At 44.3% G+C, this 24,348-nt stretch carries 21 protein-coding genes and 1 pseudogene; 6 read left to right on the top strand and 16 right to left on the bottom strand.

What is annotated here, in order from left to right:
• Nucleotides 1-69: 69 nt before the first annotated feature.
• From QZ918_RS08215 to QZ918_RS08195, 5 genes are all read right to left on the bottom strand, one after another.
• Nucleotides 70-1,275: a 30S ribosomal protein S1 gene (locus QZ918_RS08215; RefSeq protein WP_293333323.1), complete on the bottom strand. Its 1,206-nt coding sequence runs from the start codon at nucleotides 1,273-1,275 to the stop codon at nucleotides 70-72.
• Nucleotides 1,276-1,914: 639 nt separating this feature from the next.
• On the bottom strand, nucleotides 1,915-2,472 hold the full coding sequence (gene nrdR / locus QZ918_RS08210; protein ID WP_293333445.1) for a transcriptional regulator NrdR: 558 nt from the start codon (nucleotides 2,470-2,472) through the stop codon (nucleotides 1,915-1,917).
• Nucleotides 2,473-2,829: 357 nt separating this feature from the next.
• Nucleotides 2,830-2,925: a photosystem II reaction center protein T gene (locus tag QZ918_RS08205; protein WP_083622085.1), complete on the bottom strand. Its 96-nt coding sequence runs from the start codon at nucleotides 2,923-2,925 to the stop codon at nucleotides 2,830-2,832.
• 408 nt (nucleotides 2,926-3,333) lie between these two features.
• Nucleotides 3,334-4,863, bottom strand: a complete 1,530-nt coding sequence (gene psbB / locus QZ918_RS08200; protein WP_293333320.1) for a photosystem II chlorophyll-binding protein CP47 — start codon at nucleotides 4,861-4,863, stop codon at nucleotides 3,334-3,336.
• 198 nt (nucleotides 4,864-5,061) lie between these two features.
• Entirely contained in the window at nucleotides 5,062-5,391 is a 330-nt protein-coding gene (locus QZ918_RS08195; RefSeq protein ID WP_293333317.1) for a hypothetical protein, read from the bottom strand.
• Nucleotides 5,392-5,992: 601 nt separating this feature from the next.
• Between QZ918_RS08195 and QZ918_RS08190 the strand changes: the two genes are divergently transcribed.
• Nucleotides 5,993-6,631, top strand: a complete 639-nt coding sequence (locus tag QZ918_RS08190) for a PEP-CTERM sorting domain-containing protein (RefSeq protein WP_293333314.1) — start codon at nucleotides 5,993-5,995, stop codon at nucleotides 6,629-6,631.
• A 311-nt stretch (nucleotides 6,632-6,942) separates the two neighbouring features.
• On the opposite strand, the gene QZ918_RS08185 is transcribed toward QZ918_RS08190, so the two are convergent.
• The 6 genes and pseudogenes from QZ918_RS08185 to QZ918_RS08160 form a co-directional block, all read right to left on the bottom strand.
• On the bottom strand, nucleotides 6,943-9,180 hold the full coding sequence (locus QZ918_RS08185; protein WP_293333311.1) for a response regulator: 2,238 nt from the start codon (nucleotides 9,178-9,180) through the stop codon (nucleotides 6,943-6,945).
• Nucleotides 9,181-9,596: 416 nt separating this feature from the next.
• Nucleotides 9,597-9,731, bottom strand: a complete 135-nt coding sequence (locus tag QZ918_RS08180; RefSeq protein WP_293333308.1) for a hypothetical protein — start codon at nucleotides 9,729-9,731, stop codon at nucleotides 9,597-9,599.
• Between the two features lie 185 nt (nucleotides 9,732-9,916).
• Entirely contained in the window at nucleotides 9,917-13,180 is a 3,264-nt protein-coding gene (locus tag QZ918_RS08175) for a HAMP domain-containing hybrid sensor histidine kinase/response regulator (protein WP_293333306.1), read from the bottom strand.
• Nucleotides 13,181-13,470: 290 nt separating this feature from the next.
• A pseudogene (locus tag QZ918_RS08170) lies at nucleotides 13,471-14,175 on the bottom strand (MAE_28990/MAE_18760 family HEPN-like nuclease).
• Nucleotides 14,176-14,259: 84 nt separating this feature from the next.
• Entirely contained in the window at nucleotides 14,260-14,559 is a 300-nt protein-coding gene (locus tag QZ918_RS08165) for a GmrSD restriction endonuclease domain-containing protein (protein ID WP_293333442.1), read from the bottom strand.
• A gap of 172 nt (nucleotides 14,560-14,731) precedes the next feature.
• Nucleotides 14,732-14,947, bottom strand: a complete 216-nt coding sequence (locus QZ918_RS08160; RefSeq protein WP_293333304.1) for a hypothetical protein — start codon at nucleotides 14,945-14,947, stop codon at nucleotides 14,732-14,734.
• Nucleotides 14,948-15,230: 283 nt separating this feature from the next.
• Here QZ918_RS08160 and QZ918_RS33065 point away from each other — a divergent pair, with 283 nt between their 5' ends.
• Nucleotides 15,231-15,350 (top strand): XRE family transcriptional regulator, encoded by a 120-nt coding sequence (locus tag QZ918_RS33065; protein ID WP_367275283.1) that lies wholly within the window; start codon nucleotides 15,231-15,233, stop codon nucleotides 15,348-15,350.
• A 90-nt stretch (nucleotides 15,351-15,440) separates the two neighbouring features.
• Here the strand turns inward: QZ918_RS33065 and QZ918_RS08150 are convergent, their stop codons facing one another.
• From QZ918_RS08150 to QZ918_RS08135, 4 genes are all read right to left on the bottom strand, one after another.
• Nucleotides 15,441-15,824, bottom strand: coding sequence for a hypothetical protein (locus QZ918_RS08150; protein WP_293333300.1), 384 nt, complete (start codon nucleotides 15,822-15,824; stop codon nucleotides 15,441-15,443).
• Nucleotides 15,825-16,078: 254 nt separating this feature from the next.
• Nucleotides 16,079-16,585, bottom strand: a complete 507-nt coding sequence (locus QZ918_RS08145; RefSeq protein WP_293333298.1) for a hypothetical protein — start codon at nucleotides 16,583-16,585, stop codon at nucleotides 16,079-16,081.
• A gap of 232 nt (nucleotides 16,586-16,817) precedes the next feature.
• The gene (locus tag QZ918_RS08140; RefSeq protein ID WP_293333295.1) at nucleotides 16,818-17,525 is read right to left on the bottom strand and encodes a hypothetical protein; all 708 of its coding nucleotides are present in this window, start codon (nucleotides 17,523-17,525) and stop codon (nucleotides 16,818-16,820) included.
• Between the two features lie 76 nt (nucleotides 17,526-17,601).
• Nucleotides 17,602-17,772, bottom strand: a complete 171-nt coding sequence (locus tag QZ918_RS08135; protein WP_293333292.1) for a DUF433 domain-containing protein — start codon at nucleotides 17,770-17,772, stop codon at nucleotides 17,602-17,604.
• 229 nt (nucleotides 17,773-18,001) lie between these two features.
• Here QZ918_RS08135 and QZ918_RS08130 point away from each other — a divergent pair, with 229 nt between their 5' ends.
• Nucleotides 18,002-19,924, top strand: coding sequence for an ABC-F family ATP-binding cassette domain-containing protein (locus tag QZ918_RS08130; protein WP_293333289.1), 1,923 nt, complete (start codon nucleotides 18,002-18,004; stop codon nucleotides 19,922-19,924).
• A gap of 73 nt (nucleotides 19,925-19,997) precedes the next feature.
• Here the strand turns inward: QZ918_RS08130 and QZ918_RS08125 are convergent, their stop codons facing one another.
• Complete coding sequence (locus QZ918_RS08125; RefSeq protein ID WP_293333286.1) at nucleotides 19,998-21,332, bottom strand: family 10 glycosylhydrolase; 1,335 nt, start codon at nucleotides 21,330-21,332, stop codon at nucleotides 19,998-20,000.
• Nucleotides 21,333-21,729: 397 nt separating this feature from the next.
• Between QZ918_RS08125 and QZ918_RS08120 the strand changes: the two genes are divergently transcribed.
• The 3 genes from QZ918_RS08120 to QZ918_RS08110 all read left to right on the top strand — a co-directional run bounded on the left by QZ918_RS08120 (nucleotide 21,730) and on the right by QZ918_RS08110 (nucleotide 24,126).
• A complete protein-coding gene (locus QZ918_RS08120) occupies nucleotides 21,730-21,855 on the top strand; it encodes a hypothetical protein (protein WP_293333283.1) in 126 nt (41 codons plus the stop codon).
• A 189-nt stretch (nucleotides 21,856-22,044) separates the two neighbouring features.
• Nucleotides 22,045-23,286, top strand: a complete 1,242-nt coding sequence (locus tag QZ918_RS08115) for a hypothetical protein (RefSeq protein ID WP_293143168.1) — start codon at nucleotides 22,045-22,047, stop codon at nucleotides 23,284-23,286.
• A 255-nt stretch (nucleotides 23,287-23,541) separates the two neighbouring features.
• Nucleotides 23,542-24,126 (top strand): TIGR04376 family protein, encoded by a 585-nt coding sequence (locus tag QZ918_RS08110; RefSeq protein ID WP_293333280.1) that lies wholly within the window; start codon nucleotides 23,542-23,544, stop codon nucleotides 24,124-24,126.
• The last annotated feature ends 222 nt before the right edge of the window (nucleotides 24,127-24,348 follow it).

Below are 24,348 nucleotides of genomic sequence, written 5' to 3'. Positions count from 1 at the left end.
ATTGATAATAAAAAATAAGCTTAAAAAAAGAGGGTAATCCCTCTTTAACCAATAACACTAATTTCGATATTATTCGACTGTCACCGGAGGTATTTCTTCAGATACCTCTGATGTAGCTTCCGTGACAGGTTCGGGTATAGCTTCCGCGACAGGTTCGGGTGTAGCTTCCGTAACTGGTTCGGGTGTAGCTTCCGCTTCCGTAACTGGTTCGGGTGTAGCTTCCGTAACTGGTTCGGATGTAGCTTCCGCAACTGCTACTGGTGCTTCTTCCGGCAAATCTTCTTCCATTGCTGACGGTACATCTTCGAGTATTTCATCGGAGAGTTCGTCAGAATCAGTTGCATCTACAGGAACTTCAATCCCAGCTTTAGCTTGCTTTTGAGCGAGCATTTTTTCGCGGAACTTAGCAGCCATTTCCTCAGCTTTCTCGTACACCAATTCGCGATTTTTAACCATCGCGCCAGGCTCCGGTTCCAACTGCTTGGTGGAGAGAGAAATCCGGCCTCTCTCAGCATCCAAGTCAATGATCATCACTTTCACTTCGTCGTTGACATTAAACACGCTATGAGGCGTATCGATGTGATCGTGCGAAATTTCCGAGATGTGCAGCAAGCCGCTGACGCCGCCGATGTCGATGAAAGCACCGTAGGGCTTGATACCGCGCACTGTACCGATGACCACTTCCCCGACTTCGAGGCGGTTCATCTTGCGCTCGACTAAGGCGCGACGGTGGCTCAACACTAGGCGGTTGCGGTCTTCGTCTACCTCTAAGAATTTTAATGGCAATTCTTCGGCGACTAATTCTTCCTTCGGTTTGCGGGTGCTGATGTGAGAACCGGGAATAAAGCCTCGCAATCCTTCAATTCTTACGAGTGCGCCGCCTCGGTTGGTGGCAAATACTTGCGATCGAACTGTAGCGTCTTCTGCTTGCAGTTGTCGCACTCTTTCCCAGGCGCGCATATACTCAATGCGTCGAATGGACAGGGTTAATTGTCCGTCTTCATTTTCATCGGTGAGGATGAAAAATTCTCTGGTTTCGTTTGATTGCAATACTTCTTCAGGGCTTTCCACTCGATTGATGGACATTTCCTGAATGGGAATGTACGCTGCTGTTTTAGCACCGATATCAATCAGAGCGCCCCTCGGTTCTATACTAAAAACTGTACCCGCTACTACATCGCCGGGGCTAAAGTGATAGTCATATTTATCAAGTAAGGCCGCAAAATCTTCGTGAGTAAAGCCGATGTCTTTGACTGTGGTTTTGGTATTGACCATGCGAATAGTTTCCTAGGATTTCTCTCCTTCATGTTTTTCGTTTGCAGGCAGATACTAGAGATTTTGCTAAAAAAGTGGTTAACTTCTTGCAAAATCTTTTACGAAAGTCAGTTTTTGCCAACTTTTGCCCGGTGCAACCGTACACCGGCGCTTGCCATTGCTCTTAATTCCAACTCTGTGTTAAAGCGTTTGATTTTTAACATTCAGAGTCCAGTGGACTATTTTGACACTCTCAGGTATAAATAAACTGAGATTCTTCATTCAACGAGCCGACTTGCTGGCGACAGGATTACTCCAGTCTAAGTAGAGGTCGGTTTCTCCAGAAGCGTAAATTTCGGTATGCCCTACCGTATTTAAGTTGGTCACCGATCTTTAGTTAGGTTTTGTTCAAATGCGAGCTTTCCTAAACTGCAACACCGTTAGGTGTGACTACGCACTCAACTAATCCAGTTAAGTTTTTACGTTGTCTAGTTATACTCTATTTTAGACCGATGACGATCATATCACACCCAGCACTCTTACTGAGAAAAAAGAACACTCGCTCGAATGAGAGTCTCTTGAGTCGCTATTCCTCCCGGCCTTCCTCGCGACACGGTTTTCAATCTCCCAGAATATTTCTATAAATTAATTTAAGCGAGCTTAGCTGGGAGTAGCATAGGATGCGGGGCTTTCTCGATCGCACGCATCCGAATCCGGCACACAACCGTCAAAATCTGGGTTAGTTCCTGGTTCTTGAGTTTCGCTGAGGGGATTCTGAAGGTGATTTAGGGTATCTACAAAATCTCGGATGCCTCGAAATTGCCGATATACCGAGGCAAAACGGACGTAAGCGACTTCGCTGAGCGGCCGCAGATGTAACAATACTAATTCTCCAATGTCAGAACTGGTGACTTCGCGGAGCGATCGACCTTGGAGTTGAGCTTCGATTTCTTCTGCCAGGGTTTCGAGTTGTCCCGAAGACAGACCTGTTTTTTCGCAGGCCCGAACCAGTCCCCTGACTAATTTTGACCGATCGAAAGATTCGCGCTTCCCGTCCCGCTTAATCACCGTAATCGGCACAAATTCTATGCGTTCGTAAGTTGTGAAGCGGTGCTGACAGCTCAAACATTCGCGCCGCCGACGGATGCTTTGACCAGATTCGGCTGAACGCGATTCGAGAACGCGGCTATTTGTGTGTTGGCAGGAGGAACAGCGCATGATTGCTGATTTTAACAGGTGTTGCCAGCAAATTGCCATTCATCTAACCGCCCGGGGGTCTGATGAATAGCTGGACTAGAAAAATTACTGAGGATACAGTGCTGAGGATGTGTCTCAACTTGAGCTAAAACCTAGTTCTAGACTGCTGTTTGATGGCTAGGCCCGATCCCCCCTAGCCCCCCTTAGGTCGGGGGGGACAAGAGTGTCTTGCGTCCCCCCACTATCCGGGAGGACAGTAGTCTTATCAAAGTCCCCCTTTTTAAGGGGGATTTAGGGGGATCTAGACTCTGCTATAAACAAGAGATACAAAGGTTTTGAGGCCATTGTTGACACCCCTTGGCTGCCAGCGTAAGCTAATTATTTGCCAATCCGGGGTGGTTCCCGAAAGGCGATCGCAAAAAATAGTACACCTAAGGCTAAAGCCAGAATCAAAATGTAAGCAACGCTTTCCATGTTAAATTTTCCCTATCTTCCCTTGCCGTATTATTTTATCAGAAAATTGGGTTTAAAACTCCGTCCCGATCGCACGACTTTTTTACATTGTTAAGTAAAATAACAAATCCATCTTCACAAATGAATATGGTAGGATAACTTGATCGCACAAGATGTAAAAACCTACCGCCGGACTGAGGGAAAGTCTACGCCCAAAACATTTTTGAGGAGATATGACTGCGCAGCTAGGCTGCAAATGTAATCAGCCTGGGAACCCACGCTTGCGCAGGATATTTTGACAGAAATCTCTTAAGAATCCCCGTACCTTAAGGTCGGGAAGTGTCAATAACTAAAAAAACCCGGTTTCTTGAAGAAACCGGGTTTTTGTGCACCGGGAAGTTTCCCGGTGTACTCTTTGGCGGCAGAAAACTAGATAGATTCTTCTCTTCTTGTGCTCTTGTCGCCCAGTTTTTGGAACAAGCCCCACTCGACTTGTTCTTCCAAGTCAGCCTCAACTCCAGCAAACACGTCGCGGAAAATAGTCCGAGAACCGTGCCAGATATGGCCGAAGAAGAACAGCAAAGCAAAGCAAACGTGTCCGAATGTGAACCAACCGCGAGTTGAAGTACGGAAAACACCGTCAGAATTCAAGGTTTCGCGATCGAATTCAAATACTTCACCCTGTTGGGCGGCGCGAGCAAACTTCTTAACATCTAAAGGATTCTTAAAAGTTTGACCGTTCAGTTCGCCACCGTAGAAGCTGACAGTAACTCCGCTTTGTTCAAAGCTGTATTTTGATTCAGCACGGCGGAAGGGGATGTCAGCGCGAACGACCCCATCTTTGTCCGTCAAAATTACTGGGAAAGTTTCAAAGAAGTTCGGGAGGCGTCGTACCGACAATACCCGACCTTCGTTGTCAGTAAATACTGCATGGCCCAACCAAGTTTTAGCAATACCGTCGCCGTTGACCATCGCGCCAGCACGGAACAAACCACCTTTAGCAGGAGAGTTGCCGACGTAGTCGTAGAAAGCCAATTTTTCGGGAATTTGCTCGTAAGCTTGTTGGAAGCTTTGACCGCCGGCTAAGCTAGCTTGAGCTCTGCGATCGATCTCTTGTTGGAAATAGTTGCCATCCCACTGATAGCGAGTCGGGCCGAAAAGCTCGATCGGAGTAGCAGCAGAACCGTACCACATCGTACCCGCAACCACGAAAGCTGCAAAGAACACAGCAGCAATACTGCTAGAAAGTACAGTTTCGATATTCCCCATCCGCAGGGCTTTGTAAAGACGTTCCGGCGGCCGCACAGTTAAGTGGAACAAACCGGCAATTACGCCGACTACGCCCGCTGCAATGTGGTGAGCGACGATGCCACCCGGATTGAACGGATCGAAGCCTTCAGGGCCCCAAGCAGGCGCCACTGGTTGGACGTGACCGGTCAAGCCGTAGGGGTCGGAAACCCACATTCCCGGGCCAAAAAGTCCGGAAAGGTGAAATGCCCCGAAGCCGAAGCAGAGCAAGCCGGAGAGGAACAAGTGAATGCCAAACATTTTTGGCAAGTCGAGGGCTGGTTCGCCGGTGCGAGGATCTCTGAAGAGTTCCAAATCCCAGAATACCCAGTGCCATACTGCTGCTAAGAACAGCAAACCGGAGAGGATGATGTGAGCGACGGCGACGCCTTCAAAAGACCAGAAGCCAGGATCGACGTTACTTTCGCCGGTGATGCTCCAACCGCCCCAAGAACCGGTGACTCCCAAGCGAGTCATGAAGGGTAGTACGAACATCCCTTGACGCCACATCGGGTTCAGAACTGGATCTGTGGGATCGAAGACTGCTAGTTCGTAAAGGGCCATCGAGCCGGCCCAACCTGCCACGAGGGCAGTGTGCATTAAGTGTACAGAAATCAATCGACCTGGGTCATTTAAGACGACTGTGTGTACGCGATACCAGGGTAGTCCCATTGACTGCGGTTCTCCAAGGTGTAAGTGATGATGTCTATTTTGACGGAAAAATCAGATTCTCAATGCCGTGCAGTTACCTGCGGGCTGTAAATTCTGCCTTTTACCGAATCCTTTCTACCTTCACAGGTGGAGGCATAAAAATGAAAGTTATTTAAAGAAGTGTATCGAGTGTTAGAACCGATTGCAATATGTTCGGCCTTACATTAATTGCGGGTTCTCGATTTCGCAGCGAGTGGCGATCGTCCCGAGGCGTTCGAGGACTTGCTCGGCATCGATCAGTCTGGTGAGGGTGACGCTGCCGATATTTTTTGCCGGATCTGCGGGATCGGGAGGGGCACAGGGTTTGACTTCTACCATGATTACGGCGTCTTCTACGCGGTAGAGCCACATTTTTTCGTTGCGATCCAACAGGGAGAGCTTGAGCTGTTGGATGTCCGGCTGGCGCCTCCAGCCGGCTGCTGTCCACTCGCCGCCAACTCCCCAGACGCGCCCCACTTTCCAGCCGTCGGATAAGAAGAAATATTTCACTGGTTGTGTACGGTTGAGATTTTGTTTAGCGTAGCGCAAAACTGCAACAGTACGGAATTATGGAACCGCGAAGACGCGAAGGACACGAAGTAAGACAATATCAGTAGTAGACAATCTTCTAAGTAGATCGACCTAAAACAACAGAATACCCATAGTTCGCGTTAAGACTGGGATTTAATCAATTTGCACTTAAATATTCTGCCAAAATGGCAACACAATCACTGGCTTTTGAGGTATTGATAGCGATCGCATCTAGATGACTATGTAAAATTTTGTAAAATTTTTTGCGACATTGATGAGGATGTTCTAGTCTATGTACAAGCATCTACAAGTTCCTAATTTTAATAAAATCTCTGACTCACCTGCGGTTATTATCGATCGCTAATGTTTATGTATTTAAATGAAGTCGATCTGTGAGAGATAGTGCCTGCCCAGAGTAGGGATTGATGTGCGATCGAGGTTATTGAGTTTTGCTGGAAAACATAAGTTTATGGCAAGCTTAAATATCCGTAGCTTTGCTGTGACAGTTGGGCATTTTTATATGCTTTAACTGCGTCATCCATGTTTTCATTGGCTCACAATCATGATAGGGAAAAAAGTTATGAAATCTAATTTGTTTGGGAAATTATCGGCGGGAGTAGCTGGAGTAGCGGGAGTAGCGTTAATGGCGATCGGAGTTGTTTCGACTCCCGTTCAGGCAGCTACAATTGCAGTTAGTTTTGAGAGTAAGACTTCATCATCTGGTTTATTTCCCGCTCCCGCCGGTACTTTTGTTGGTCAGTTTTTGTGGCAGGATGAAGAGTGGGGGACTGGTACAGCCAAGGATATTTCTATGTGGTCTTTCCTTGTTGGAGTAGGCAACAACAAGTTTGTTAGTGCCATCACCGACTCCGTGACTGATAGCTTCAACAAAAATTCTACCTTAACTGTGAAGCTTAAATCAAATGAAGTAGAAAAGGCATTATTTCCTGATCTTCCTAATCCTGGTATATCCGTGCTAAGTTTTACGTTTGACAATCTTAAGTACGATAGGTATCACCCGGTTAACGGTCAGACAGCTAAGGGTTATATCTCCACAAAAAAACCAGACAATTCTGAGGAGAAGTTGGATTTCAATTATACTTATCAAGTGGTTCCCGAACCTTCTACCTACGTTGGCACAATACTAGCTTTTGGTGCGTTGGGCGCAGTAAAAATTCTCAAGCACAAGCAAAAAAACAAAGAGACTTTCACTCCCTAAATTGCCATTAACTCAATTCGATCGCAAAAAAGTTTCAGTCATAGTTGACACATTGGGCAAACTAAACGCAACCAATACTTGACATCGCCAAAAGTGAAACATTTTACCTGGCATTAAAGCGTAACAGTTTAATTCCGGGTAAATTTTATCCAAAAAATCATGAGTTATTGTAGGGTGCGTCTTGTAGGGTGCCGGCGGAGTAATTTCACTGTACGGTGTTACTGTCAGAATGTGACCGCCAGCTCAAAATTTGCCCCCGAAGCACACCCTAAAAACTTAGCCGATGGTTTGTTCGCACCTAACGGACTGACTTAGAAAGAAACCGGCTGTCGAGTTTCTCGATCGCAAGTTACCTGGTGTAAAGGAATCTTCACAACGAATTCTGTCCCTTTACCAGGAGCAGAAATACAACTAATTTGACCGCCGTGTTGTTCGACAACAATTTGGTGACTGATCGATAAACCCAATCCCGTACCGCTCCCTACAGGTTTTGTGGTAAAAAACGGGTCAAACATCTTTTTTAGCACTGCTTCACTCATGCCAATACCGTTGTCAGCAATCCGAATCACTGCGAATTGACAGGGAGGATTTTCGGGAGTAATTGTCGCTGACAAATGATTGTAAGCTCTTGCTGATTTGCCTTTGCCAACTCCCGAACATTCTGCTGTTTCCAGCTCAGTATGAATCACTATTTTGGGATAAGGTTGAGTTTCTAGGGCATCAATGGCATTATTGAGCAAACTGGCAAACACCTGATTCAACTGACTGCTGTAACAGGGAACTTCCGGCAGGTTGCCATAGTTTTTTATTACCTCAATCTCTTGAGAAATAATGCTGCATCCGCTTTTTTTACCAATGCCTTTACCTCCTGCTCGGTGCTGGACGAATAGTAGAGTATGATCGAGATTTTGATTGATATCTACTTCTTTGATGCCGGATTCGTCGAGTTTTGTGAAAAACTTTAACGAGTTAACAATTTGTTGGATGCGCGATGCTCCAGACTCGATTGACTGCATTAGCCGTGACCAATCTTTTTGCAAAAAATCTAAATCTATACTCTCAGAAAGTTGTTGTATTTCGGCTCCGGGCTCTGGATATTTGTTCTTGTAAAGTTCCAAGAGGTTGTTTAAATCTTGGAAATAGTGGCGGGCTGGATTGATATTTCCCAAAATAAAACTATTGGGATTGTTAATTTCGTGGGCTACTCCTGCTACCATTCTCCCGAGACTTAACATTTTTTCTGTTTGAATCAGTTGGGATTGGGTGCGTCTGAGATTGTCTAATGTTAATTTTAATTGAGTAGCTTTTTCTCGTTCCCGCAGTTCGCTTTTTCGTAATTGCAGTTCGGCTTGTTTGACAGCGGTGATGTCACGGCTGACAGATAAGACAGATGCAATTGTCCGATCGCGCTTAAATTCAGGAACCATGCAAACTTGATAAAATTTATTGCCTGATTTTGTGAGAAAATTAAACTCAAAGCACTCTTCGGTGCCGTTAGCGAACACGGCGCACAAAGTTGCTTCCGAGAGCATTACCACTTCCTCGGACATTCCTAATTCTCGATGGGTTTTACCCGTGAATGCTGCGGCGGGGATTCCTGTGGCTAATTCTGCTGCTTGATTGACGTAAAGGTGGCGCAGTTGCTTGTCAAATCGCGCAATTATATCCGGGGAATTTTCCGCTAAAGCTCTGAATTCTTGTTCGCGGCGGTATGAGATTTCTTGCGCAAGCTTTTGCTCGGTAATGTCGTAAGTCATCATCAGAATGCAGTTGGTGTCGCCAATACTAATGATTTCTGCGGATATGAGGACACACTTGATTTGGTCGAACTTGGTACGAAACTGGAATTCTTGTTTGTAAATAGCACCGGATCTTTGCAAGATTTCTAAGAAACGATTGCGATCGCCCAAATTCTCCCATAAGTTGATTTGGCGATCGGTTTTTCCCAAGATTTCCTCGGGAAAATAGCCGGTGAGGTTGCAAAAGCTGTGGTTGACTTCCGTCAAGTATCCCTCTTCGAGTGTGGCGATTGTCATGGCGGCGGGGCTGCTGCGAAAAGCTTTGGCAAATTTTTCTTCGGAAAAGCGCAGGGCTAACTCAGCTAATTGGCGCGATCGCACTTCCGATCGCAATAGCATATTTTGTTGTTCTAATTGTTTGGTGAGGTTGCGTAGTTGTAGGTGAACGTTGATGCGGGCGATCGCCTCTTCGTGCTCCAGCGGTTTAGTGATGTAGTCTACTGCACCCAAAGTCAACCCTTTCACTTTATCCGCAGCCTCGGAAAGAGCTGTCATAAAAATTACGGGAATGTCCTTAACTTCATCTATTGATTTCAGGCGACGGCAGGTTTCAAATCCGTCTATTCCCGGCATCATCACATCTAGCAAAATGATATCTGGCAAGATTTTTGTAACTCTATCTAGCGCTTTTTCTCCTGTTGTAGCTACAAAAATCTCAAATCCATATTCGACTAGGAAATATGATAATATGTTAATATTAGCGGGCTGGTCGTCTACGATCAATACTTTACTTTTTGGCTGAACGTGCATATTTTTATCTTTGAAAATAAACAAATTGGCTCACATAACGTAGGTTGATTGGGAGTGTCTTAACCCAACATACAAGAATATGGGAAGGTATTGAATAAAGAAACAGAGTTGCTTGTGATCAACTAAACCTGAAAGCCGAGATATTGCGTCGCTGTTACTCGGATCCTTGAGTTTGGTTAAATTTGCTGCAACAGATCCTATATAGAAGATGGAGGCCTGATAGAAATCTATTCTACTATTTATTTTTAAAATTTGCTCGGTTAGATCAACTTTAGAGTGTGAAAAACCCCGTTTCTGGTGCCGTGACGTACAACTGCCATAAATACAGCGATGGCGATCGTCACGCATCCCAACGCTTGCGTTTCACTGGGAATGACTTATAGCCTTTCTCAAAAAGGTGAGGTATGACTGACAGCTTATATAACCGCTGAGAATAAGAGGGCTGAAGCCCAACAACGTACCTCATCTTTCTGAGAACCGCTATACTTACCAGAAAGAATTGGTTGAAAGCCGGAACCATTTGAAGGAGAAATTAAAATTAGACTATTCATTACTCGAATCCTCGGACTTCTAGGTAGAGGCCGCTCTCAAACTGTCAACTGTTGAACTATTTTCGCTCTCACATCCTTACTATGTATACTGCAAGTTGGCTCGCTCCGAACGATTTTTAGGATTGAGGTTATTACTTCTTGTTCAATCCGGTTATGAAGATTGAAATCGGTACTAGAAAGCAATTTTAGTCGTCCGGATTTAAGTAAGGCTCAATTAGTTTAATTATCGCATCATCGTCATAGCGATCGACTAACTGCCAAATTTTCCGAGCAAATAAGGTATAAGTCGGATTTAACTCTTGCAGGCGCTGTGCTTCGTACTTAATCTGCTCGAAATTACCGATTTGAGCGGCTTCATACAAATAAAGTAACTCTTCGTGGGGAGGCATTTCTACGTCTTCTGAGCCGATCGCCAATTCAGCGAAAGTACGCGGGGCGCAGTTATCCCGTAGGGAATCGCCCGAAGCCTCAAAAATCCAAATCACTCCCAGATAATTTTGTATTTTCGCCAAGAAATCATCAATTATAAAAAATTTACTGATAAAATCAGTGTAGCCTATTTCCTCTTGCTTTTCCAAATCCAACTCAAACAGCCCGCTAGTAGCAATCAAGATTGGCGTCTCCCGAAACATTGGCAAACAACGCAATTGAGCGCAGAGTTCAAAACCGCTGATTCCGGGCATCAACAAGTCAGCAATAATTAAATCCGGTTCCTGGGAAATTGCTGTTACTAAACCTTTTTCACCAGAATCAACCTCAATTAACTCAAAACCCAGCGGTGCTAAAATATCCACCATCAAAGAGCGATTTTCTGGACTATCGTCAACAACTAATATTTTACGCCGTTGACCTTCATAACCTGTAATTACGGGTTGCTGTGGTGGTGGCGAAACTGGTAGGAGCAAATCTGCAAGTGACAATTCAATCTCAAACCAAAACGTACTCCCAACACCCCAACAACTTTCGACTTTGAGTTCCCCTCCCATCAGCGAAACTAAGGTTTTGGCAATGTTTAATCCCAAACCCGTACCTTCTGTTTTTTGGCCGATTTCGCTCACTTGTTCAAAAGGTAGAAATATTCGTTCTATTGCATCGCTAGTAATTCCGATGCCTGTATCTTTAACTTGAAAGTGGATTTTGGTAATTGGGAAGGCGGGACTTGCATTAAATAAAAAATCTGATTCCTGGCCCGCGCTCAATATTCCTGCAACAGGTTCACTGTTCTCAATTACCTCTACTTTAAAAAGTATGCTACCTTCATCAGTAAATTTAATCGCGTTACTTAATAAATTCAGGAGAATTTGACGCAACCGCTTTTCATCTACAGATACAAAATTCGGAATTTTACCTGCTATTTGGGTGACAAAGACCAGGTTCTTTTCTTCGGCTTTGAACCGAAACATTTCTAATATGTCATTGAGAAAATCTGACAAACAAACATCGTTAACAGTTAACTCCATCTTTTCAGCTTCAATTTTAGCCAAATCTAAAATATCATTAATTAAAGTCAGCAACTGAGAACCGCACTGCTGGATCGTGCGAATTTGCTCTTTGTCGCGGGGAGAAAAATCTGGCTGTCGGGAAAGTATTTGAGCGTAGCCGAGAATGGCATTGAGGGGAGTCCGCAATTCGTGGCTCATATTGGCAAGAAAGGCACTTTTAGCTCGGTTGGCGACTTCGGCGGCTTCTTTTGCTGCTTGGAGTTCCGCAGTGCGATCGGTCACCTTTTGTTCTAAAGTGCGATTGTAGTCTGCTTGCAACTTTTCGGCTTTTTTGCGATCGGTGATGTCTTGAGAAGCGCCGATCGCGCCGATAATGTTGCCAGCTTCATCAAACAGCGGCGTACTGAAAAATTCTAAGGGAATAGTGCGATCGGGCAAACGAATTTCTATGTCTTCCACTCTCACGGTTTCTCCTTTGAGCGATCGGGCGAGCGGATTTTTGATTATTGAATATAATTCATCTGTTCCTGCATCGTAAAGTCTAAAAACTTCTGCTATTTGCTCAATAGTAGACTCCGGTATAGTTTGGATATTTACTAATTGCCGCGCTATCTGATTTATGTAAATCAGTTGCCCGGTATAGTCGTGAACTGACACTCCCACCGGCATAGCTTCTAGGATTTGTTTCATGCGGCTTTCACTGTCGGTTAAGGCAGCATTTAAAGATTGGAGCGATTTGAAAGCATATTGCAGTTTGTCTGCCATATAATTGAACGAATTTGCCAATTGCCCGACTTCATCAGCGCGATCGATCTCGACATTTGTATTCCCTTCATTGTTAGCTAGAGCTTTGGCGGCAGTATTTAAACGTAAAAGTGGCTCTGTTATCCATTTAGCTGTGAAAATACCGACAACAATTGCTCCCATCAAGGCAGTCACACATAGTATAATTGTGGTGAAATTATTGGCGTCAATTTCTGCCATAAAATCAGATTCTGGGATGACGATCGCAATCAACCAATCTAAACCAAAATTATCCCGGTAAGGTACTACTTTGAGTAATTGGGATTGGCCGTCAATTTCAAATTCAATGTGTTGAACATCATTAATTTGGGAAAAATCGCCAAAGTGATTCGTTAAAAATAGACCCGTGGCGCGGATTGTAGCATTTGGGCTTGCCGTTAATTTTAATCGATTAAACTGCTGGTTCCTCAAAATATAGGGATTGTCGGGCCCGGAATTGGCTACTAACAACCCGCTGCGTTCGACAATAAAAATTTTTGCCGATTTGCTAGTTTTTATGCTGTCGAGAAAAATGGCAATCTTTCTAATGTTGAGGTTTACCGAAAAGACTCCCAGCAGTTCCTTTGTCGCCTCATCATAAATCGGTCGATTGCCGTTAATTACTAAATCTGTATTGTTACCGACTTGAAAAATATTACTCCAGGTGGATTTCCCGGCAGCTTTAGCAGCTTGGTACCAAGGTCTTTTTGTGGCATCAGGTTGTCGAAAAGTTTTGTATAGTTTGGTTCTATTACCTAGCAAGTCTGGAACATACATATTGATGATGCCCCGATCGAACTCATCCGATCGCATAATCAGATTCTGTCCGATAGTGCGATCGCTTCCCACGAAGTCTCCCCGTTTGCTACCAAAAATAATGGTTGTCGGCGAATCGAACTGTTTGAGTTGAAAGAAAAGGTAGCGTTCGAGTTGCCGCAAATCTTGTAAATTGATTGTTTTTTGGCGCACCGCATCGGTGTTAATGCGGTTGATCGAATGAGGCGCAGACAGATATGTATCGAGGTAATGTATGACGCGATCGCCCATTTGTGCTGCTAGCCGATCGGCTAGGTTGTTAACCGCCTTTTGCCCGTTGGTATAGGAAAGATATCCCACCAACCCCGCAGTCCCGACAATTTGCAGCACAAACGGTACAATCAGCACTGTTCGTAGCGGGATTTTTTTGAGATGGGCAGTTAGGCGATAGACTGTTTTAATCGACATGATAAAACCGTGCTTATCAAAGTGGGGAAAGCGAACGATCGCACTTAGTAACGCAAGGCGATCGCTGACTGAGAGTTGGCAGGCTTTTTTTTAAATGTTTTGCAGAAATATAAAAAAGCACTCCAACAATGGTTGGTATGTGAATTATAGTACATTGGAAGGCGTGGGCGATCGAATCAAAAGAAATCCGACAGCGACAACTTCCGTAAAGCAGGACAAAAATCAGCTAGGAAATTAAAAAAGTGCGATCGAGTAGTGGCAATATTTTTTACCCTAGCCGCTGCCGACGGCTAAATTCTGTATTTCTTCTTGTCAATATAATCATCAATATTATTCAGCATATGAGTTAGATATTTAACCAATTTATCTTTGTCATCGACTAACTTGCTCCAAAGTATTTGACTCGAAGCATCAGAAAACGAAACATTGCCATGTGCCAAATCGCATCGAATCTTAACCACAAAATTCAGAAGGTCATCTATTTCTCTACTCGCAACTCCTAAATTCCCAAGGAAGCCATACATATCTATGGGTTCTTTGATATTTTTAGCATCCAAATTTCCCGATATGGGAATATTAGATGGATCTAACGGCACCATCTCATCATCCAAAACCGATTTAATTAATTCCTGAAGATTGTCAGCGATCGAATCTTTTTTGATATATGAATCTCTGAAACTTTTACTTCGATCGTTCAGCAACCACAATCTCTTTATTTTCGGACTTAAATCTTTATAAGTTAGTCAATCGATTACAATAACATCATGAATTGCAGTTATGCCGTTTCTAATAGAAGATTCGACGACATTGTATAATAGCAAATAACAATGAGACTTCAAGATTTTTTGAATTTCGCTATCAACAATATATTGCCCTGAGGGGAAAACGATCGATTTAGCAGACAATGCACCAAGTTGTTCTATTTTATCTACTAATTCAAAATATTTCTGAATTTCTGCCACTCGCCTGTTAAAGTCTCTGATAAACTCTTTCATTGGCTGTGACTTAAAAGTTGGTTTTTAATGTCATATGTCTTCAGCTTAATTGAGAAATCTGTCTTTACGCAATTCAATATCTTCTCAAGAATTTATGCGATAAAAGACTTCATTTATTACTCTGTCATCAGCTTTTTCTGAGAGAACGATCGTTCGGAGTGAAGTATTTTTAAACTTTCTTTGGCGTGAGGGTGCGAGATCCTTAAAATAGGAACCATTTAGAGAAGCTAATGTTTTGAGGTTGCTCAGTTGCAACTGATTTGTCAGGAAAGCTGCGAGAGTCATCACCCTCTGAGCTCCATCAACAATCGCTATTTTTCCAGTTTCTTCGATTTCTGCGACAATGATGGCAGCAATGGGCATACCAAGAATAAGGGATTCAATGAATCGAGATTGATAATTAGCGCTCTTTAATCACTCTAAGAAAGGAAAAATCTGACCATAATTTGATAATGCTAATCTGGCATGGCTTTGTGGAACGATTTTCTAACACCTTGCTGGCTTTGGGAGCATTTGGCAAGAGATCCTTTGCTGTCGTGTCTTCGAGAATTTACTCTCATGAAAGTGACAAAAGAGCGTTAGTATCCCATATCAATTTTCTTTGAAATTCAGGGATATAAATCTCACCGAGCCCTCCATCATCTTGTTGCAGGTATTTATTGACTAGGAATTCGATCGTGTATTCTGTGGTATGGTAGTCGATCTTTTTCCTTATTTCGTCAATCTGCTCTTCGGCGATATTGATGATGTCTTGCCTAATTGCTTGAGACATAACCACCTGCGTTTATAATCACAAGGACGTACAAAAATACTCCAACTTTTGTTGGTATCTGAATTATAGTACATTGGAAGGCACGGGCGATCGGGAGCATCTCAGTTTTGCAAAAAGTATTTTTTTATTTATTATAGTGCGAGCGTCCCCGCTCGCGTATTTTACAACTCGCGAGCGGGGACGCTCGCACTATAAATTCCAAACGCACTATAAATTCCAAACTGAGATGCTCCCGGGCGATCGCTGCTATTTGACATAAATCGATCGATCTAAAATCACTGATTTGCTGCGTGGAAAACTATATGAGTTTTCGATGGATCGCCTATTCCGGTTCTTAAATGCGCTGGGTAGTGATGTGGAGATTCGGGTAATTGCAAAACCTGCAAAGCTTCCAGAACAATAATTTTTAGCTCGTCATCTGGCAAAATCTTTATCGCTTCGTGAATAATGCCATATTCATCGCAGAGCGTAATAGTCTGTGCCATAAATAAACTTACGAAATTTGGGCAGTTGCTAGATTGTGGTGAAGCATATCCTGATATAAAGACTCTGCTACACCCTGATATGCGCGATCGAGCTCATCGTGTTTGACTACTCCAAAAAGAGTAAAAATAACTTGTCCAAAAATTGGATCTTCGTCAACTGCCCAAATTACTCTTAATGTTCGAGAAACCGTTAGTGTGTAAAGTGAAGATTCGTAGCCATTAAGATTTGACTGTAGGGGAAGGCGGTGTAGTTTACGATATAAATCAGCTTTTTGAGTTGGGAAGAGACTGGCGCAATCGTTGATTTTTTGAATTGCTGCTGTTTTTTCATCTTCACTCAACTTAGTAAGATCGTTTTCAAATCCTTTTGTTGACTCAATTAGAATATCCACGTTACTAACCGCCAGTCTGATTAAGTCTATTATACCGCTGTTATGGTACTATCGCCTGTTCCGGTTCTTAAATGCGCTTGGTAGTGATGTGGAGATTCGGGCGATCGCCAAACCGGAATCTGATCCTCAGGCTAAAACAAGGGCGATCGCTATTTAGGCGCAATAGAGCAAAGCATCTCAGAAATGGCGATCGCTGTTATTGTACGATTCATCTTCAACCATTTTCTCAATATCTCAAATTTCATAATAAATGTTTATCCATCTTTGTAAAGTTCAGATTCATATTGCTCTCTGTCAAACTTAAATGGCCCCAGACTATATTCCCAATCGCGATGAAACTGACCAAAATCTGCCCACTCAACAGTAGATTCATTAAGTGAGATCCGAACTTGCATAAACCAGCAGTCAATTACCCCACAAGTACAACCTAAAATAGTTGCTTTGCCAGCCTGCGTATCTTTCGATTGCAACTCAAATCCACAATCCCAAGGCTCGTCAAGCAAGTTGCGCGAGGGAAGCAGAATCATAGAAGGTGGTAAATACAAGTAGTCTCCTGCTGACAAGACTGATTCATCAATAGTATCTCCTGCCAATCGCCGCTCCTGAATCTCAGCTAAAACCAGCGGTTTTTCAACTTGGCGCACTAATTCTAGTAGCGGTTGATGATTGATAAAAATCTCAGCTACATAAAGTTTGTGGCCTAGTATCCAAGGAAAAGATCCTGGAGTGATTCGTACTTCAAAGCGGTCGTAATTTGGCACTTTAAGCAATATTTAAATGTCAAAATATTGATTATGACATTAAAGTTTATAATGGATGTTTTGCAAACTAAGTTTATACTTTCTGAACCTTTCTCTCACACCCAAACTGAGGATGTTTGGATTTAATCGAGAGTTCTGAATTATTTGTCTCGATAGAATCCTAGTCGCTGACTCAGTAACTATTCTATGAATTACTGTAAATAAATCGGTTGAATAAAATTAGAACAGCAAATTAACAACCAAAATTTTTGTCGTTAAGAACATAACGAATAACATTTCCTTCATTCTCAACTTCTGTAGCACATTGCCAGAACATTTCTTCTGACCATAAAGGCTCATGGTAGTACAAAGTCTCGAATGAAATGCAAGCCATATCCTCTTCTAGCGATAAAGGTTTGTCGTAAGGCACATCCTTAGGAACATCTCCAGACCAAGGAGGAGGCGGCTCGCCTGTATTGGTTTTATAGTCCTCATTTGTGAATTGTTTTTCCCTCCATTTAACTTCTCGATCGCAGTATAAGTCTGTTGCGCCGATAAACTCGCCTTGTTCTGCAAAGATTTCGATAAAGCTAGTATTGTTTTCCCAACCATCATCGCACAACCCTACAACAAACAAAAAAAATGTCTCTTGTTCAGCAATGGGAATTTTTACGAGAAATAACTCGCTAAGAGTCCACTGGGAATACCAGAAGTGACGGGCGAAAGCATCAGCGACAGTTTGAGGAATTTCCTGCTGTATTCTCTCGATTTCTACACAATCGAAACCTGAACTAACAGATTTTGCTAACAATTTAAGACTTGCAATTTGTTTATAGGTCGGGCAAGCTTCAGGGCATTTACCGCGCACGACTGTCTCGTGTAAAGAAGTGACTAAATAATTTTTTTCGCAAAACAGCTCGTAAAAATTCCTGACTGCGAGCCTTCTTTCATCTAAATCCATCAGTACCAACCTGAGATGCTAATTGAATGGGAATAGATTGCTTAAAACAACGATCGCTCAAGATGAGAACTCTAACTTAGAATTGTATCGAAGATGAGGATACAAAAATTAGAGCTTGTCGGATATCTTCATCCTCTAGTTCTGGAAACTCTTGATGTAGTTCTGCTCGATCGGGATAAGTTGCTAGCAGCTCAATAACTCGACGAACACTAAGCCGAAGATCGCGAATACATGGTTGTCCATTCATCCGCTTTGGATTGCTTGTAATACGATCTATTTTCATTGCTCCTAATCTCAACTCTTACTTATTATTTTATATCTCATCTTGCCAGTTCGGAAACTTAGACTGATAAATTCTCGCTTGCCTTGGGTGAAATCGCAAATCAAAATCAAGTGCGGTACAAGACATGATATAATCTAAAATACTGCCAATTGCTAGTGAATGTCAAAAGCTAAGTAAATAATTTTATATACTCATGACTATTTTTACTCTGCGATCGATCAAAAAAGACTTCGGCATCAAGGAACTCTTGACAAATGCCAGCTTCAGCCTTGATGAAGGCGATAAAGTCGGACTCATCGGCACCAACGGTTCCGGGAAATCAACGCTGCTGAAAATGATTGCGGGTTTGGAGTCGATCGACTCTGGCGATCGCTGGGTCAATCCTGGGTCTACAATTGTCTATCTGCCGCAACAGCCGGATTTAGACGAAAGTCACACGGTTTTAGAGCAAGTATTTGCCGACAGCGGCGAACAAATGGCTTTGGTGCGGGAATATGAAGAAATTTCCGATCAGTTGTCCCACGGTAAAGGCGATACTGACAAGTTGATGGCGCGTCTGTCTAGCGTGTCTGAACGCATTGATGAGGTGGATGCGTGGGATTTGGAAACTAAGGCTAAGTTGATTTTGACTAAGTTGGGGATTGAAGATTTTCATGCGAAAATTGGCGACTTGTCCGGCGGCTACCGCAAGCGCATTGCTTTAGCAACGGCGCTGTTGTCGGAGCCCGATGTGTTGTTGATGGATGAACCGACAAACCACTTGGATGCGCTGTCTGTGGAGTGGTTGCAGAATTATTTGAACGGCTATCGCGGTGCACTGCTGCTGATTACGCACGATCGCTATTTTCTCGATCGCGTGACGAACCGGATTCTGGAGATCGATCGCGCTGACCTATACAATTATGCTGGCAATTACGCTTATTATTTGGAGAAAAAAGCCCTAGCTGAAGAATCCGCCGCCAGCACTCAGCGCAAATTTTCGGGAGTATTGCGGCGCGAGTTGGAATGGCTCAAGAAGGGGCCGAAAGCTAGAAGTACCAAGCAAAAAGCTCGGATCGATCGCATTAAAGATATGCGCGCAGAGGAGTTCAAAACAGCCAATGGTAAAGTCGAGATTGCTACAGCGGGCCGCCGAATTGGCAAGAAAGTCATTGAGTTGTTGAATATTCGTAAAGCCTATGGCGATCGCACTTTAATTAAAGATTTTACCTACAATTTCACTCCCGAAGATCGGATTGGCATTATTGGTAGCAACGGTGCGGGAAAATCGACGCTGATGGATATCATCACCGGACGCATTCAGCCGGATTCTGGTACTGTGGAAATTGGCACAACCATTCATATCGGTTATTTTGACCAGCATTCAGAAGATTTGACACCGAATGAAGACCAGCGGGTGATTGAATATCTCAAAAGTGTCGCGGAATTGGTGCAAACGGCGGATGGGGAAATCATTACCGCTTCTCAAATGTTGGAAAAGTTTCTGTTTCCGCCCAACCAACAGTATGCACCCATTAACAAGCTTTCCGGCGGCGAAAAGCGCAGGTTATTTCTGCTGAAAGTGCTGATGAGTGCGCCCAACGTGCTGATTCTCGACGAACCCACAAACGACCTAGACGTGCAGACTCTGGCGGTTTTGGAGGATTATCTCGAAGACTTTAACGGCTGCGTAATTGTAGTATCGCACGATCGCTATTTTCTCGATCGGACGATCGACATGGTGTTCGCCTTAGAGCCCGGTGGCAATTTGCGCTTGTATCCCGGCAATTACTCGGTATATTTAGATTACAAGAAAGCCGAAGAAGCCAAAGAAATCCAAGGACAAAAAGACAAAGAAAAACTTACACGTCCCGTAGAATCTAACACTTCCACAGCCAAAGCTGCCAAACCAAAATCTACAAAAGTTTCCTTCAATGATAAAAGAGAATATGAGCAATTAGAGGCTAAGATTCCGCAGATGGAAGCCCAGAAAGCAGAAATTGAGCAGATTTTGTCCAACAATGCTCCGAGCGGGTTTGCAGAGCTCAAGAAGTTATCGGATCGTTTGGCTCAATTGACGCAGGAAATTGATAGCGCGACTGAAAGGTGGTTGGAATTGGCAGAAAGAATGAGTTAGGGGGAAGTTAAACAGTTGACAGTTGACAGTTGACAGCGAAGTGATAAGAACCGAGATTTAAACTCCATTCTTATCACAATCCGCCTGAAGGCAGGGGCTTCAAACCCCTGCTATTCGGTGAAGGTATGGGAGCATTTGGTAAGGAACGTACTAATGGGGAAGGTGAAGGTGTCGGAGTATTTTGTTGAGCTTGCACTAACGATGCAGCAGTCTCTTCTGGTTTTCCCGAGGAGGGAAATACCAAAATACTCTTAATTTGCGGGTTGTCAATCAGTTCTTTCAAGCGAGACAATTGTTTGTCAGAAATTGCCACTCCTGCATAATTTTTAGCATAATCGAGTTCTTGGTTGAAATTAGCATCGTTGTAAATTTGAATGAAAACTCGATCGGCACCCCAATTTACCCAATCCGCCGCAAAATAGCGTTTTCCCCAATAAGGATTGTGATGGCAAATGTCGAAACTAACGCGGGGATTAGCTTGCTTCATGTCAGATCTCATTTGCCTCACAAAATTGGTCAAGCCAGAAGTGCGATCGACTTTTCCAGGTAACTCAGCATGATAACCTAAGTAATCATCCCACTGAACTGCATCGATAGTTGGATACTTTTTGACAAACTCTACTGAGATACTTTTGAATAAATTAGCAACCTCTGGAATCTCCACATCTAGTACATAATGATCGATACCGGCGTAGGTTTTATCGACGCCAGGAACAATCCATCGCTTAGCAATTGCTAAGTCAAAAATCGGGCTATTTTTATCGATTTTAATCCCCTTCTCAAAATAGGCGTGAACTTGCATTCCCTGTTTGTGTGCCTCATCAATTAACCAATCCAACCATCGCTCTTGAAATTGGTTCGGACAACTTTTGTATCCGAATGTTTGCTGCATAACCTCGCTGTTATACATCGTACAACCATTCCCCCAAACTCCATGAATAATGGTATTAATTCCTTGGCTGCGATAATAACGAACTCGTTCGCGAATCGTTTGTTCGCTAGCATTATTAGTGGCTTGATAGCGACTTAAATAAATTCCCCTTATTTCCTTTTTCTCCCAAAGAGTTTGAGGTGATAGCGATTGCTTGGGGGTTGCTGAGGCTATAGGTAATGGTGGAATTTGTGGATTGGTTGTTGGTGTCGCTTGCCCGAGAGGAGTATTGCCAAGAGGTGCAGGCTGGACAGGTGCTTGAGGGAAATTAGCAGCAGTTGGTTGTTGATTGTTAGAAGTGCTTGTGTTTAGACGAGCGTTTTGTTGCTCGTTTTGTTGATTGTTGGCCAAAAACTTGCTAATACCTAGAATATCTAGATGTTTAAATCCCCAGTAAGCGGCACCTAACAATATTAGGATTAATGAGATTGGAATGCTCGTACATCCACATCCACTGTTTTCTTTTTTAGATGACATTGTATATAAAAATGAAGAACACTCAGGTGATACATCAAGCTACTACACTTTGCGAGTTCTCAATTCCGCATATAACGATTCTCACCGATATATCGACGATATCGGTAGTCCTAGGGTGCGACGAAGAGCGACAATATTACAAATACACACCTGACAAACTCTCGGTCGTTTCATTCAGTTGACAGTTGAAAGATGAAAGATGACAGTTGAGGGCGAACTCTACCTATAGCCGTTCTCAAAAAAGTGAGGTATGTCCAGCGCAAGCCAATACCCAGCGCAAGCCAATGCCCAGCGCAAGCCAATGCTCTGTTTGCCCTGTTTGCCCTGTTTGCCCTGTTTGCCCATAAGTACCTCATATGAGAGATCGAAAGGCTATAGAAGGAAGAGGATTGGAGTAATGAATCGTCTGATTTTAATTTTTCCCTACAAGGACAGTGAATCACCGGAGGCAGAACTTGAGTCGAAAATTTTGAGAGCACCGACAAAAAGAGTGCGGGGCCTGGTATCGGTTGATTGCGGGTAAAAAGGCGCAAAAACAAGTAAAACAAAAGTCGATCGGGTAAAGCAAATGGCCCAGGACTAAAAATATGGTGATGGGTGAGCTACAATTAACCTGTTCTAAGCCAAGAATTGGTCAACATCACAAGTATCCTGTAGAAATCTGAAGTTGAGAATCTCAGAGTTGTCGAGGAGCGGGAGCCAACAAAAAACTATGCCTCAAAAAGTAATCGCCAAACAGATGTCCTTGGAATCAGCGTCCGATCCGATCGCCGTGGTGGCGACCGTCGAAACAGTGCCATCCGAAACAGTGGCAGTAGAGTCCTACGCCGATCGGTTGATGGACGAACTGTTTGAAGGAGTCGATCGAGCATTCGACGGCAGCGAGGGACTGCCAGCCGAGCAGGTGCCACCAGCAGAATTCGTGGCGCTAAAATCCATCTCGGTACCTCAAATAGTTTTGTCGCAGTTGGCGCCAGAACCTCCGCGAGGCGGGGAACAACAGGTAGCAGCGATCGCCCGCCAAGTCGCCCTAGAAACAACCAAAAAACAGTCCAAACAATCATTTGACCGAATCCTGCTAGGAGCAGCCTGTGGGTCGCTGCTCCTAGTCATGGGATTGTGGCTGGCAAGCAGGTCGGGACTGGTGCGCTTGCCCGCAGCCCCGACCCCGCAGACGCCGGCAGCAAGTGGCAAAATCGCACCAGACACCCAGTTTGTCGAATACGTGCAGCGATCGCTAGTAGCGATCGAACAAAAAAAAGCTCCTCAGGCTAACTCGCAACTTGCCGCAGTTCCGGGAGCCGCAACCCCAGGGACACTCCCGAGCATTTCAATTTCCGGCGCGCCACCGGCAACCGCAGGTCTTTCGACAGCAGTCAACCGCATCGCGAATGCCTTAGAACAAGCCGCCGCCGCGCCGGGAGCACCTGCACCCCAAGTCGTAGTCATCCCTCCCCCCGCTCAGGTGACTGTGGCTCCGGCGGCTCCGACTCAGGTGAATGTGGCGGTTCCGGCAGCTTCTCAAACCGCAGCAGGTTCGCCTTCACCGTCAGCCTCTGCCTCGGGTCGCGCGATCGCCGCCGCTGGCAATCGCGCTCCCCTCGCGGCTTCTGCTTCCCCCTCGGAGTCTGTGCAGCCAAAGATTTTGGCTCGCGAAACTGATTCAGCACCAGCACCAGCACCAGCAACCGCAGCAGGGCAATCCGCGCCAGCGCCCCAGCAATCGGCAGCGGCTGTTACCGGCGCGCCGACTTCCGCCCAGACGCTAGTGGGAATTTTGGAATTGGGCGATCGATCGGCTGCTTTGTTTGAAGTAGACGGTGTAGCCCGCAGAATTTATGTCGGCGAAAGCATCGGCGCTAGCGGTTGGACTCTGGCAGAAATCAAAAATCAAGAAGCAGTTATCCGCAAGGGTGGAGATGTGCGATCGGTTTTTGTCGGACAAAAGTTCTAATCAGTCAGTTGACAGTTGACAGTTGTCCGTTGGTAGGGGCGGCGCCCCCGTGCCCGCCCTCTTAAATTTTCAGTTGACAGTTGACAGTTGACAGTTGTCAGTTGTCAGTTGCGCTGCCCTGAGCGAAGTCGAAGGGTCAGTTGTTAGTAGCTAATAAATCGATCGCTGGGGAATTTCAACTGCTAAAAACGAATAACAAATAACAAATAACAAATAACCAATAACAAATAACCAATAACACAGGATTCATAAAAAATGAGCATATTTGATGATGTCAGCCGCTTTCTAGAAACCCGATTAGAAGAATTTTTGCGTAGCAACCCCCACCTGGAATTGCAGGCAATAGAAGAACAACTCAAGGAACAAGAAGAAGACACCCTGCGACTGATTCTAGAGATTCAGAAACAAGAGAAAACACTGCAAGCAGAAATTCTGTCCGCCGCCCAAGAAATTCAGCGCTGGAACGATCGCGCCAACAAAGCCAAAGCAGCTCAAAGGCTGGATCTAGCTCAAGCCGCCCAAGAGCGACAAGCAGCTTTGCTGCGTCAGGGAAATCAGCGCTGGGGACAAATGCAAGGCTGCAAAGAACGGATAGAAAAAGCCAAAGAATTGTACCGCCAAATTCAATTGCGCCGAAAAGAAGTCCGCGCCAAAGCCGCAGAAGTGAAAACTAAAACTACGACTAAAGCAGATAAAACTGAGCAGAATTGGGATACAAAGGGTTGGAATCAGAGTTCTAATTTTAACAGTTTTAAGGCGGCAGACCCTCTCGAACAAAAGTTTCAACACTGGGAAGCTGAGGAAGAACTCGATCGCATGAAGCGCAATATGGGAAAGTAAGCTGCCAAGGGAGAGATTGTCTGCTATGTTCGAGGGATTCGGGGAGAGGATTTGAGGAGTTTCGATCAAAATTGAAATATACAATTTAAATGTGCAACAGCCGATCGAGGCTATCCATCCTTAACAATAATTTTTGTTAATTCTGTAGCCATATAGTCGTAAAGATGTAACCAATCTTAAATCTCCAATCCTATGACTTTGATTTTTGGCAAATCCAGTGCG

This window comes from Microcoleus sp. CAWBG58 (genome assembly GCF_020883045.1).
Classification (GTDB): Bacteria; Cyanobacteriota; Cyanobacteriia; order Cyanobacteriales; family Microcoleaceae; genus Microcoleus.
The sequence above is the reverse complement of the archived record's forward strand: the minus strand, read 5'-3'. Positions and strand labels throughout refer to the sequence as shown.

What these genes read in the sequence shown, in the direction of transcription:
- QZ918_RS08215 (WP_293333323.1), bottom strand. Translation starts at nt 1,275, where the DNA reads ATGGTCAATACCAAAACCACAGTCAAAGACATCGGCTTTACTCACGAA.
- nrdR (WP_293333445.1), bottom strand. Translation starts at nt 2,472, where the DNA reads ATGCGCTGTTCCTCCTGCCAACACACAAATAGCCGCGTTCTCGAATCG.
- QZ918_RS08205 (WP_083622085.1), bottom strand. Translation starts at nt 2,925, where the DNA reads ATGGAAAGCGTTGCTTACATTTTGATTCTGGCTTTAGCCTTAGGTGTA.
- psbB (WP_293333320.1), bottom strand. Translation starts at nt 4,863, where the DNA reads ATGGGACTACCCTGGTATCGCGTACACACAGTCGTCTTAAATGACCCA.
- QZ918_RS08190 (WP_293333314.1), top strand. Translation starts at nt 5,993, where the DNA reads ATGAAATCTAATTTGTTTGGGAAATTATCGGCGGGAGTAGCTGGAGTA.
- QZ918_RS08185 (WP_293333311.1), bottom strand. Translation starts at nt 9,180, where the DNA reads ATGCACGTTCAGCCAAAAAGTAAAGTATTGATCGTAGACGACCAGCCC.
- QZ918_RS08180 (WP_293333308.1), bottom strand. Translation starts at nt 9,731, where the DNA reads ATGAATAGTCTAATTTTAATTTCTCCTTCAAATGGTTCCGGCTTTCAA.
- QZ918_RS08175 (WP_293333306.1), bottom strand. Translation starts at nt 13,180, where the DNA reads ATGTCGATTAAAACAGTCTATCGCCTAACTGCCCATCTCAAAAAAATC.
- QZ918_RS08160 (WP_293333304.1), bottom strand. Translation starts at nt 14,947, where the DNA reads ATGTCTCAAGCAATTAGGCAAGACATCATCAATATCGCCGAAGAGCAG.
- QZ918_RS08140 (WP_293333295.1), bottom strand. Translation starts at nt 17,525, where the DNA reads ATGGATTTAGATGAAAGAAGGCTCGCAGTCAGGAATTTTTACGAGCTG.
- QZ918_RS08135 (WP_293333292.1), bottom strand. Translation starts at nt 17,772, where the DNA reads ATGAATGGACAACCATGTATTCGCGATCTTCGGCTTAGTGTTCGTCGA.
- QZ918_RS08130 (WP_293333289.1), top strand. Translation starts at nt 18,002, where the DNA reads ATGACTATTTTTACTCTGCGATCGATCAAAAAAGACTTCGGCATCAAG.
- QZ918_RS08125 (WP_293333286.1), bottom strand. Translation starts at nt 21,332, where the DNA reads ATGTCATCTAAAAAAGAAAACAGTGGATGTGGATGTACGAGCATTCCA.
- QZ918_RS08120 (WP_293333283.1), top strand. Translation starts at nt 21,730, where the DNA reads ATGAATCGTCTGATTTTAATTTTTCCCTACAAGGACAGTGAATCACCG.
- QZ918_RS08115 (WP_293143168.1), top strand. Translation starts at nt 22,045, where the DNA reads ATGCCTCAAAAAGTAATCGCCAAACAGATGTCCTTGGAATCAGCGTCC.
- QZ918_RS08110 (WP_293333280.1), top strand. Translation starts at nt 23,542, where the DNA reads ATGAGCATATTTGATGATGTCAGCCGCTTTCTAGAAACCCGATTAGAA.